We start from the raw sequence: 13099 nt of genomic DNA, 5'->3' as shown, positions 1-13099 counted from the left end.
ATAGGCCTAACTTGAACACTCTGATTAATGAGTAATCATGAGAATTATATCATGCAAGTAAATGTATATTTATTCAATAATCCCAAATTAACTAGGAGGTTATAGTTTATGAGAAGAACATTATGGATTCATTGTAGTTTTGTTATTGCGGCAGTTTTGCTGGTATTGCTTGCGCCGTCAAATAATCGTGCTTGGGCTGTAGGTGCGAGTGATACTTTGAAGCCAATTGGTTCTGCAGCATCAGGTACGAATACAGTTTCTTGGGATAGTCCGAACAATCAATATGTGCTGCAATTTACAGATGGTACGGATACTATCAAGTATATGATTTCGTTAAATGAAACCAATGTGACCAAAGGGCTGATCGATATTAAAGCCCAGCTAAATAGCAATTCAGTGATATATCCGGTTTATTCCGGTGGTCCGAGCTACAGAAATAGCTCAGGCACTTTAATGACGCCGAGTGCATTATCAGCAGCAGCCTCAGTCTCCTATACACATGGTTTAGCAAGCAACACTGTAACTTTCACAGTAACAGACACCTACCAATCAGTTGCTAGAACGAAAATGTACACCTACCAGATTCAAGGCAAAACTTTAATAGTTAATGTCAACAGTGCTGCAACCGCAGGCAATAACAATTATGCAGGCTTGCAGCTGGAGCGCAGCTCCGCGACAACTAATGCCGCTATCAGAAGCATGGCTTATGCTGATGATCAGCCTTATGTTATGGTGGACAGCACTTATTTTTATAGTAATGTTCTCGATAAGTTCAAGTCCAACAGTACTGGCTTCACCCTACAAAGCTCAGCCTTCAGCTCGAGTTCAGTATTCGCCTCAACAGATACAACTTACGACAAGAATACTGCAGGTAATGTAAATGCCTTGAATGAAACCTTTTATGTTACTTTGAGCAATGATGTAATGGATACAATTTATAAGACTAGTAAAACCGCTTCAGCCTATCGCAACAGTTTGACAGATTTGGTTGTCCTCGATTATTGGCAGGAGGGTCACGGGTTTGGTGCGGATAACAGAAATTTGTTTGGCATGGATTTGCCATCAAGGATCAAGATCGTTGATAAAATGTTTAATGACTGGAAAATGAGCAAGGTATTAGTTCAGGATCATCAATGGCAGAGGTATTCTTATGATGTGAATTTACCAGCGCATTATCCAGCTAATCCGATGCTGGGCACTAGCACGGAGTTCGCTTCGTATGTCTCAAAGGTGAAAAGTACCTATGGTTATAAAATTTCACTTCACGAAGACTACTGGTATATGTATCCGGATGCAACGAATCCTTATTGGAATGCGACGGGACAAGGCAAAGTAGCTAAGGATGCAAGCGGTACCTATCGAAATGGCTGGTATCTTGCCGACACAGGTGTAATGTCCTATGCGATTCGTGCTGAGCAAATGAAGTACTATTCAGATCTTGAATCTACACAAATTAATACAAATTACGATCCGAATGCAGCTTATTTGGACGTGAATGGGGCTTGGCCTCCAGACAATCTGAATCAGATTTCACTTGATGCAAGCGCACCAGACTCGAAGACAATGAAGGATGCTATTATTGGCAACAAAACGTTATTCGATTCGGTTCAAACCATTTACGGAGGACCGCTTACAAGTGAAGGCGCAGGCAGTTCTGGTCGCTTCGATTCCTCTTATGCAGGTTATGTAGATGGGATCGAACGTAAAATTACAGGCGGAGCTAATGCTGATGTCATTGTGGATTACGAAGTGAAGCAGCTGCGTCCATTAATGGCTAATTTGGGAATGGGTAATAATTTTTTCCCAGGTCCAACGATTACAAATGCAGATTGGGATAAATATCGCGCGATGCTGATCGCTTTTAATCATATGGGCTGGATGAATCCACAGAGCTACGGCAGACCTGATTTAATTGGTAAAGAATATTACATGATCCAACCCTTGCAAGCGCAATATCTCGACACTTCAGTTTCTGTGAGCACCATTGAATATTGGAATGGAACAGCTTATCGCACAGTTAGTCAGGCGCTTAAAGATGGCTATGATTTTAAAAAGGCGAAGATTCATATGGTTTACAGCAATGGTCTGAATATTTATGTGAATTTTGACAGCAGCAATTGGACGGTTACTTATAATTCGGTCAGTTACACTCTGGATCAAAATGGCTGGGTTGCCGGCAATACCAGTATCAGCTTTCTTGAGTATTCTTGTTTGAAAGGCGGCGTGCGTGTAGATTATGTCGACACTACGAACCATACTTATGCCGATGCACGGGGAACCTATACTACATTCCCAACATTCACAACAAAGGGTATGAAGCTGGTTAAAAAATCAACTGGAGATACGACTGCACCAACAATTAAAAACATGAAAATTACCAACCTCACAGATACCACAGTCAGTTTCTCATGGAGTACGGATGAAAGTGCCTCAACTTTAGCGGATTATGGAACTACAACTAGCTATGGAACGAGCTATGTGGCACCGCTTGATTTTGATAAAAATCATTCCTACACCATAAGCAATCTGTCTGCTAATACGACCTATCATTTCCGTGTACGCGCAGAAGATATTGCGAATAATGGTGCTAACTCTGGTGATTTCGTGTTCAAGACATTGCCTGCAGGAAATAAAGCTTCAGCACAATTCACTGCAACGCAAGGCACGAATAATTGGTACTATCAGTATTTAAGCGGCACCAGTTATACAAACCTGCCAAGTTGGGATAGTACAAACTCAGTATGGAAGCATGCATCAGACAGCAATAACTACATTGGCGCAAGCTACCAGCATCCTGGCAGCGCTTCGGATTCCGTACGTAAATGGGTTGCACCTTCATCTGGTTGGGTCCAAGTAACGGGCGAGCCGAACAAAAGCAGCTATGAAAACATTTGGGACAATGTTATTGACGATGATGGTTTGTATGCTTATATTAGCTTAAATAATGACATCATTTGGAATAAATATATTGAATCACAGAATCAAAGTAAAAACCGTCATGACCTGACGATTTATGTGACCGCTGGCGACGTGCTTTATTTCCGTGAAAATAAAAATGGTGTTAATAGCTATGATGGCCTTAGCTGGGATCCGTGGATATCGTATATCAGCAAAACAAGCTTCACAGCATCGACTGATTACACCTCAGATATGGGCGCATCAAACTGGTTTAACCGCTCATGGGACGGCACTCTATTCCGTGAAATGACGTATAGTGGTACCTCATGGTCTGAAGGCTCGGCAAGTCTGTTCAACAATTATGCAATTCCTTCAAGCACACGAGACGCATCAAGATCGTGGGTTGCCAAAGCAAGCGGCAGCATCAAAATTACCGGTACTGCGAAGAAAAAAGTCACTGGTGGAGACGGTGTTATTGTTGATATCTTCTTGAATAATCAAAGCATCTGGAATAAAACGATAGCTGCTAGTGACACTACAGGTTACACTCATGACTTAACGATTCATATAGAGGCTGGAGATTTAGTTGAATTCCGCGTCAATCGCAACATCACTGCGACCAGCGATGATACCACTTGGGATCCAACGATTGCTTATGTTAAACCATTCTATTCAGTGGATGATACAACTTCAACTCAAGGCAATAATGGCTGGTATTATCAGAAATGGGATGGCAGCAATTATACGAATTTAACCTGGAATGGAACCTCAAGCATATGGGAGCTAGCATCAACCTTTTTAGCAATCGACACGATCAATATGCACCCAGAAAACTCTTATGATGCAGTCCGCAAGTGGGTTGCTCCGAATGATGGCAAAGTTAAAGTGTATGGGACGATTCAAAGACCAACAACGGGCGGGGATGGAGTCATTGCGAAAACAGTGCTTAATTCCGTAGAATATTGGGGATTAGCAATCGGCGGAACAGATACAACGACCAAATCCTTCTCATACTACATGACTGTTCATGCAGGTGATGCGATTTATTTCAGATTGAGCAAGAACAGCACGATTGCCAACGATACTACTGCATGGAAAATCAAGATCGAATACGATCTTGAACGTTACAAGGCATCAGAGGATTGGAGCTCAGTCCAAGGCATGCATAATTGGTCGTACCAGCGTCTGAATGCAGGGACGTATACTGATTTACCATGGATTCCACTTAACAATGATTGGGAATACTCTACTTTTTGCATTATCAGTGTTACGAATATGCACCCTTGTTCAACAGATGATACAGTAAGAAAATGGGTCGCTCCTTTTAAAGGGACCATTAGGGTGAAAGGCAATACTGGAGTAAGTGCTAGTGGTGGTGACGGAGTTGTTGTTACGATTAAGCAAGGCGCTACAACGAAATGGTCACGAACGCTAAGCGCAGAAAAATTGCCATACCTGCCTGATGCCATGTTCGCCTACGATTTAACACTGGATGTTAATGTGAATGATCCGATCTATTTTATTCTCAATAAAAATAGTACGATTACCTCAGACAGCACCTTGTTAAACCCTGAGATCATTTATACTGCCAAATAAACCAAGAAGATTATCATAATGGAGGCAACGCATATGTTTAAAGTCATTATAGTCGACGACGAGTACGATATTAGACAGGGATTGAAGAACATCATCAACTGGGAAGAGCAAGGCTTTTATATTGTCGGCGAGGCGGAGGATGGCATTGAAGCGCTTGAGGTTTACGAGCGTGAACAGCCTAGCCTGATCATTACCGATATTAAAATGCCAGAAATCGATGGTCTCAATTTGACTCGCAAGCTTAAAGCACTTAATCCGGATATCAATATTTTGATCATTAGCGGCTATAATGACTTTACTTATGCAAAAGAAGCATTAAAATACGGTGTCAATGACTACCTGCTCAAGCCAATTGACAGTCAGGAGTTGTGCCATGTACTAAGTCAGATTAAAGAGAGAATTCTCGAAAATTTAATTAGGCAAAAGAGCACTCAACAGAAGCTTGCCATGCTCAAGGATTATTTTTTCGTGAGGCTAGTTAAGGCTGAGATGATTGAGGAAGATATTATCGATACAGCTAATGAGTATGCCATAGATTTGCACTCCAAGGATTATTGCATGCTTATCATTGAAATAGACAATTACGGACAATCTCTGATTGAGCTGTCAGGCAAAGAGATTCGGCTGAAAAAATTTGCGATTCGCAACATCATTGAAGATATTTTAAAGGAAACGGACAGTGGCTATGTATTTGAGAATGAAGAAAATCGTTATAATGTGCTCGTGATCGCCAAGGATGGCAAGCTGAGCAAGGAATTCTTGCTTACGCTCTCTACTAAAATCAAGGACTGTCTGGCTGTATTTGCTAAAGAGAGCATTACGATTGGTATCGGAGTGATCGTGCATCAATATGCCAAGATTAAATTTTCTTATAAAACTGCTGAAGCTGCCATAGGTGAAAGTCTCCTGTCCATCAAGACGAAGATTTTCTATTATGATGCTGAGAACCATGTTAACAATCAGAACATCTGGAATCTTAAATGGGATAATACTGAGCTATTCAAGGCAGTGAGGGCGGATAATACTAAACAAATTCGGGCTGAGATTGACCTGCTTTTTAAAGAAATTCATTTGGTTTCCAAAAAAATCCGCAAGGATATTATTAAGTTTGCAATTTACGGCCTCTCCCAGCTGATGATGGAATATAAGGGAGATTGGCGCGAGCTGTTTAACGATAAATTTAGCCACATGGAAGAGACTTTATTGCATAGCAATCTGGCACCAATGAAGGAATTACTTGTAGAGATTTGTAAGGAAGTCAGCAGCTATATAAAGGCCAAGGAATCTAATTCAATAGATTCCATTATTCAAGAGATTGTCGAATATATTCACCAGCATTATTGGGAAGAAATCAATCTGCGCAAGCTTTCAAATCTTTTCTATGTCAATGCAAGCTATCTGGGTCAATTATTTAAAAAAGAAACAGGCGAGTATTTCAACGATTTTATTAACAAAATCAGAATCGATAACGCGACAAAGCTACTGGAAGCAAACAAACTGTCGATCAAGGACATTTCTGAAAAGATCGGCTACAAATATGTCGATCACTTTTATCGTAACTTCAAAGCGATTATCGGAGTTAATCCAGGTGATTATCGCAAAGGGATTCAGGATGCTCCGCAATGAGTCTATATTTTTTCAAATGACATTGTAGAGTTTATGGAATGCCCCACCACCCAGAAATCGTTATGATAAATACATAGACTTGAAGGGTGTGAAACAAATTTGAAAACGAAAAAGAGGCTATCTTCCAATGTGATTTCTTTGCTGCTGATGACGGTACCTTTCTTCGTATTGGTATTGATTTTTAGTTATGTTCCACTATGGGGCTGGAGTATTGCCTTCTTTGATTACTCTCCAGGTGTCAGCTTGTTTGAATCGAAGTTTGCTGGATTTAAATATTTTATCGAGCTGTTTGCCGGAGATTCGCAGTTTCTGATGGTGATGCGCAATACACTTGTACTCAGCTTTCTGAATTTATTGACAACGCCTTTGCCGATCATCCTTGCCATTATGATAGTTGAGGTGAAGATTGGCTGGTTGCGAAGGTTTATCCAAACCATTTCTTCCTTCCCTTACTTTGTATCGTGGATCATTGTTTATTCGATGTTTTTCACCTTTCTTTCTGTGGATGATGGCTTGATTAACCAGCTTTTTTTCACAAACCGCCCGATTGATATCTTAGGTGATCCTGATTGGACCTGGGCTTTGCAAACCTTTGCGTCTTTATGGAAAAGTATGGGCTGGACGGCAATCATATATATTGCAGCTATCTCTAATCTGGATCAGGAGCTGTACCATGCTGCACAGGTGGATGGAGCGGGACGGCTCAAGCAAATATGGCACATTACCATACCGGGAGTTATGCCGACATTTATCGTTATTTTACTCTTAACAATTGGAAATCTCGTTTCGACTGGGTTCGAACAGTATTACGTCTTTCATAATCCGTTGATTCACGATGTGATTGAGGTATTGGATACTTATACTTATCGACTTGGCTTGGTTCAGCTTGACTTCTCGTTTTCAACTGCGGTTGGTATTTTTAAAACGGTGGTCAGTGTGCTGCTGCTGTTCTCAGTTAATCTATTTTCCAAAAAAGTCCTGGGACGTTCCATTATCTAAAATGAGCAAAGCTAGTCGATAGAAAGAGGTGGCAACGCTATGCCGAAAGCACTAAGTGCCAAATATTTTGACATTATCAATTTATCGCTGCTCTTCCTGGTCGGAGTGGTGACGTTTTATCCGTTTTACCTGATTTTTATTCAATCGATCAGCAATCCTATGGATGTGATTAAAGGGGATGTTTTGCTGCTCCCGACTCACATAACTTTTGTGAATTATATGACGATTTTTAAACAAAGCAATATCTGGCATGCTGCATATATATCAACAGCTAGAACAGTAATCGGAACAATATTGACCGTATTCTGCTGTGCGATGTTTGCCTATGGTTTGAGTAAGGAGATTCTGCCATTTCGCAAGCTCATGTACCGCATGGTTGTAGTGACAATGTACATTAGCCCCAATCTGATTCCCTGGTATATCACCATGAAGTCACTGCATCTGACTAACAATTTTATGGCCTATATTCTTCCGTTAATTATTGTGCCGTTTTATGTGATTCTGATTAAAACTTATTTTGAGCAATTGCCGCCTGCGCTTGAAGAGTCTGCGATGATTGATGGTGCGCGCTACATTGATATCTTTTTTAGAATAATTTTGCCACTCTCCGCGCCGATCCTAGCAACTGTAGCGATTTTCCAAGCGGTGACGCACTGGAATTCATGGGTAGACAACTTCTTCTTGAATCCGGCTTCGCGCTTTCAGACCTTGCAGCTGCTGTTGCTTACGTTTCTTAATGATCAAAGCGCGGCTTCCCATGCCACAGATTCGAATTATTTGTCAAAAATAAAGGTCACACCCACCTCGATTCGCATGACGATTACGATGATAGTGGTTTTGCCGATATTTATCGTTTATCCGTTTTTGCAAAGGTTTTTTGTCAAGGGTATCATGCTTGGTGCGGTTAAAGGTTAGTTAAGATTGAAAAGGAGACATAGAATGCTATCGATTAGTTATGCTGATTATTTTAACAAGGTTCATGGCGGCTGGATTGGAAAATGTATTGGCGGCACCATTGGAGCTGCGATGGAAGGCAACAGGGAGCTGATGACCTTTACGCTGGATAATGTGTTTCCTGCAGAAATTCCACCGAATGATGATCTTGATTTGCAGATCCTCTGGCTTCAGGTTTTGGAGCAAAAGGGGGCACGTCTGGAAAGTCGTGATTTAGCAGATGCCTGGCTTGAATATTGCTGGTATCCGTTTAATGAGTATGGGTATTTCGTGAAAAACTATCGTCTGGGTATTGCCCCGCCTTATTCTGGCCATTTCAACAATGAATTCTTTAAAAATTCAATGGGCTGTCCGATCCGTTCGGAAATTTGGGGCTTTGTATGTCCGGGTAATCCCCAGCTTGCCGCTGAATATGCGTATAAAGATGGTGTATTGGATCATGATACGGAATCAGTTTATGGGGAACAGTTCTTTGCTGCGCTTGAGGCGGAGGCGTTTTTTGAGACGGATATTTTTGAGTTAATTGCTAAAGGGTTGGCGTTAATCCCGGCAGATTCTATTGTTGCACAGTGTATTCAGTTTGTGATTGACCGTTTTAATGCGGGAGTGACCTGGATGGATACAAGAAGAGAAATTTTAGTGAATTATGGCTCTCCTGATGCCTCCCATTGCGTAGAAAATGTTGGGTTTACCGTATTGGCTTTGTTGTTTGGGCGCGGAGATTTTACGGATACCATGCTCATTGCTGTCAATAGTGGTTATGATACCGACTGTACGGCTGCAACCTCGGGTGCAATTTTGGGGCAAATATTGGGTGGAGATTCAATTCCTCAAGTGTGGCTGGATAAAATGGGGGCAGAGTATGTAATGTGGTTCGATTTGCACCGCCGTTCCATGTTGATCAGCGATTTGGCTGAGGATACATGTAAAGCGGGGTTATCATTGATTCGCGATGGGTTAGTAGCGGTTAAGATAACTGAGATTCCTCAGCATATAGAGCCATCTTTACCAGTAGCACCCGCTATTCCACTATACTCTCTTGAGGTCATTTATCTGGGTAACCCTTCGATTGGATTTGGAGAAACGGCTGATGTCGAAGTGGTTGTTTTTAATCGGAGCAGCGTTGGTGTAGCTGGTGTTTTAAGTATTGGATTGCCAGAGAGTTTGTTATGTGAGAGCAGTAGTATTCCTTTGACGGTTGAATCGGGTGGGGAGTTGAAATTACAGCTGCATTTTTCTGTTCATGAAAAATTGATCGCTTTTCCTCAAAAAAATGTTGTCAGTTTATCTTGGAATGATGGTGAAACATTGTTTTCTGAAAGAAGCTTTGGCTTTTCTGGAGCAGTGCGAATGAAGGTAATTGGTCCATTTTGGGATAGCTATGATACACAAATTCATGGTGAGGTGAATCCCTATCTGAATGGCAAGCCTGCGGGCAGAGCCTGGTTTAACAACTTTATTAACATAGATAAAGCTTATATAGATGAAAATTTTGCTGACTTGGAGCAGACTGCTGGGACTTATGTGAATTTCCATACAGATAAGTTGGCATTGAACGAGATTTTCTCTCATCGTGGGCAATCTTGTTTATATCTTGTGCATAATATTATTAGTCCAGTGGCTCGTGATGCTTATGCGGTTATTGGCAATAATGATGCCTATAAGTTTTGGTTGAATGGGCAATTAACGAGTGAAGCCAAAGAGCACACGATGTGGATGCCCTACAATAATGATGTGCCGATCAAGCTAAAACGGGGTCGCAACCAGTTTATTTTCAAAATTGTCCGCTCTGATAATAATTTCGAATTCAGCATTGGTTTAAGAGGTGATCTTCCTTTTATGCAGGAGCCCAATTTTACACATTGGTACGTAGATTTGGCTAGTAGTATTGACAACTGAATTTTTGCATACTATAATCATAATCAATTCTACAAAACGATAACGCAATGATTAGGATTAGTAAGGATCATTCCTTCGTACAGAGAGCTGCGGGTTGGTGCAACGCAGTCAAGGAACTCCCTGAACTCACTTATGAGCGGTAAAGCGGAAGCTAAGAGTCCTCAGCTCTTATTAGTACGTTTTGACGGTTGACCCCCGTGATCAGGTAGCAATCCCCAAGGATTGCAACGAGTGGGTTCTGCGAAAGCTGAACCAATAAGAGTGGTACCGCGATGGTTAAGACCTGTCGTCTCTTACGCTGATATCTAACAACTGATTTATGGTTGTGTGTTGTCTGCATAGGAGATGATGGGTCTTTTTTAGTTTCTCTCCGCCCCATATCAGATAGTGATGAACAGGAACAGTAGGAATTAGCTTTCGTACAGAGAGCTGCGGGTTGGTGCGACGCAGCCGAAGGAAAATCTGAAGCTCGCCTGGGAGCATTGAGGCTGAACGGCATGACGAGAGCTCCTTCATGTTAGTAAGCCAGTACGGTTAACCTCCGTTATAAGGTGCGCCGAATCTTCGTTGTTTATGACGAATGCTTCGGACATGAGTGGGTTTGAAGCGGAAGCTTCAAGCCAACGAGAGTGGTACCGCGTGGGCTATTATAGCCTGTCGTCTCTTGATACGTTTAAGGGCAATTTATCGATTATTGCTGATTAAATGTGTTGGAGACGGCAGGCTTTTTGTGTTCTTAAAAAACTAAACTAAAAAGGATGATTCCGATGAAAAAAATACAAATATTCGATACAACCCTACGAGATGGTGAACAGGCACCAGGAGCTTCACTTTCGCCAGAAGCGAAAATTCGCATAGCCAGACAGCTTGTTAAGCTAGGGGTAGATGTGCTGGAGCCTGGCTTTCCAATTTCAAGTCCGGGAGAATTCGCAGCTGTACAGCAGATTTCAAGAGAAATGCAGGGGATAGAAATTTGCGGCTTTGCCCGTTCTGTTCGAGAGGACATTGATTCTGCGCTTAAAGCTACTCAGGATGCTGAGAAACGAAGAATTCATATGTTTCTCTCCTCCTCCGATATTCATTTGGATTTTCAGCTTCGTAAATCCCGTGAACAGGTCGTAGAAATCGCGCGGAGAATGGTTGCCCATGCCAAGCAATTCGTGGATCGGATTGAATTCTCACCGATGGATGCTACGCGTACAGGTGAAGAGTTTCTTCACCAAGTCGTTGAGGCGGTCATAGCGGAGGGTGCAACTATTATTAATATTCCCGATACGGTAGGGTACGCATTGCCTGAGGAATATGGCAGGTTATTCACACGAGTCCGCCAAGGGGTAAGAGGCGGCAATAGTGTGGAATATAGTGCCCATTGCCATAATGATTTGGGGCTGGCCGTTGCCAATAGCATAGCAGCTATTCAAGCAGGAGTAACGCAAGTGGAAGTGACTGTTAATGGTATTGGGGAGCGTGCAGGTAATTGTTCGCTTGAAGAGCTGGTTATGGCTTTGGAAACGAGAAAGCTGACACTTGGAGTAGAAACCTCGATCCAGCTTCAAGAAATTTATGCGACATCACGTATGGTGCGTAGAGAAATGAATTTTCCAATAGCCTTGAATAAACCGATTGTGGGTCGTAATGCCTTCCAGCATGAAGCCGGTATCCATCAGGATGGTTTGATTAAGAATCGGAATACCTATGAAATTATGGATCCTATTCAAATGGGGATTCCGCGCAAAATGATTATTCTAGGTAAGCACTCCGGTCGTCATGCAATTAAACATCGCCTTAGCCAGCTAAGTATAGTTATTAATGACCAGCAGCTTGAGCCGCTTTATGAAAAATTCAAAGTACTAGCTGATACACAAAAAATCGTCACAGATGCTGAGCTTGTCATGCTGCTGGATGATCCCGCACACCCCTCTCATGAAGCGTTCGAGATCCAAGATATGCAGGTTGTGTCGGGGAGCGATCGTAAACGTGAGGCTATCATTACCTTGTATGATACTCGCACAAGTAAGACCTATTCATGCTCTGCTGCTGGTGCAGGAGCGGTTGAGGCTTTAATTGGGTGTATCAAGCAAGCAATGCCTTTTGAGGCTAGGCTTGTGGAACTAGAAGTCCATTCGATGTACAATGGCGAATCTTCAAGTGAAGCAGCTGAGGGAGAAGCTGAAGTGACTATTGAAGTAAAAGGAGATATGTTTATCGCTAATGGGATAGATACAGATATCGCCTTTGCTGCAGCCAAAGCTTATCTTGCTGCATGCAATCAAGCCATTCACAAAACGCTGGAAATTGTTCCACAGATATAGTTTCACAAACGTAGGTATATAGTCCCTGGTGACTGTGAATTTTAGTTTAAATCAAGTTATCCACAGACCCTGTGAATAGTGGGGATAAGATTTGCAAAAGCGCGCGGAGCCTAAGATTAAGGAATTGTAAACAAAGAATAAGTTTTTCATAGCAAATGTGGATAACGGGGATAATCGACTTTTTTCGTTAAAATTTGCTAGAAAACATGCCAATTTTACCTGTGATTAGTGTGGATAAGTCTGTGGACAAATAAATTGTCGATATAAATTCGGAATTATAGTTATTCCGACTTATGGACAAGGATTTCAGCTAGAGAAGCGAAATTCCCGATCTTTTGTTATACTAAAATTAAGAAGATGGGGGAGGTGTCCAATGATTTATCCAGATGGAGTAAAGAAGCGGTTGCGTCGTATCGAAGGACAGGTTGCAGGTATATTAAAGATGATAGAAAACGAAAAAGGCTGCAAGGATGTTGTTTCCCAATTAAGTGCCGTTCGGAGTGCTGTGGATAAGACAATTGCTACTATTGTAGCCACCCACTTGGAAGCGGCAGTTATTCAAAAGATTACCTCAGGTGGCAATACGGGGAAAGCAGTGGAAGAAGCTATTGATTTGTTTGTTAAAAGTAAATAAGGAATTGTTTTTTAATGATTAATTATCTTAACTATTACAAGGATTTAATTGCTGGCTAAGGAAGGTTTTGCGTTATTTCATACATGAATTTCGTTAATGAGGTCAACTTAGCTTGGACCCAAAGGAGATAACGAAAAACTGGCGTTATTAGCGAAGAAGATTCGTTAATAACGCCAGTCTT

The 13099-nt window shown here is 41.7% G+C and carries 7 protein-coding genes and 2 other annotated features; all 7 genes read left to right on the top strand.

Annotated elements, in window-relative coordinates; translation table 11 throughout:
* The first annotated feature begins 108 nt into the window (after positions 1-108).
* Entirely contained in the window at positions 109-4494 is a 4386-nt protein-coding gene (locus EHS13_RS28425) for a fibronectin type III domain-containing protein (RefSeq protein ID WP_155703614.1), read from the top strand.
* A gap of 33 nt (positions 4495-4527) precedes the next feature.
* The gene (locus EHS13_RS28420; protein WP_162463297.1) at positions 4528-6120 is read left to right on the top strand and encodes a response regulator transcription factor; all 1593 of its coding nucleotides are present in this window, start codon (positions 4528-4530) and stop codon (positions 6118-6120) included.
* 99 nt (positions 6121-6219) lie between these two features.
* Positions 6220-7119: an ABC transporter permease gene (locus EHS13_RS28415; protein WP_227013559.1), complete on the top strand. Its 900-nt coding sequence runs from the start codon at positions 6220-6222 to the stop codon at positions 7117-7119.
* A 39-nt stretch (positions 7120-7158) separates the two neighbouring features.
* Positions 7159-8034: a carbohydrate ABC transporter permease gene (locus EHS13_RS28410; protein WP_155703612.1), complete on the top strand. Its 876-nt coding sequence runs from the start codon at positions 7159-7161 to the stop codon at positions 8032-8034.
* A gap of 24 nt (positions 8035-8058) precedes the next feature.
* A complete protein-coding gene (locus tag EHS13_RS28405) occupies positions 8059-9972 on the top strand; it encodes an ADP-ribosylglycohydrolase family protein (RefSeq protein WP_155703611.1) in 1914 nt (637 codons plus the stop codon).
* Positions 9973-10010: 38 nt separating this feature from the next.
* Positions 10011-10269, top strand: a binding site (T-box leader).
* Between the two features lie 84 nt (positions 10270-10353).
* Positions 10354-10640, top strand: a binding site (T-box leader).
* Between the two features lie 99 nt (positions 10641-10739).
* Positions 10740-12284: a 2-isopropylmalate synthase gene (locus EHS13_RS28400; RefSeq protein ID WP_155703610.1), complete on the top strand. Its 1545-nt coding sequence runs from the start codon at positions 10740-10742 to the stop codon at positions 12282-12284.
* 373 nt (positions 12285-12657) lie between these two features.
* Entirely contained in the window at positions 12658-12918 is a 261-nt protein-coding gene (locus EHS13_RS28395; RefSeq protein WP_155703609.1) for a metal-sensing transcriptional repressor, read from the top strand.
* Positions 12919-13099: the final 181 nt, after the last annotated feature.

The sequence above is a fragment of the Paenibacillus psychroresistens genome, assembly GCF_009728935.1.
Taxonomy (GTDB): domain Bacteria; phylum Bacillota; class Bacilli; order Paenibacillales; family NBRC-103111; genus Paenibacillus_AC; species Paenibacillus_AC psychroresistens.
Note: the sequence above shows the minus strand (reverse complement) of the source record. Positions and strands in the feature narration are given on the sequence as shown.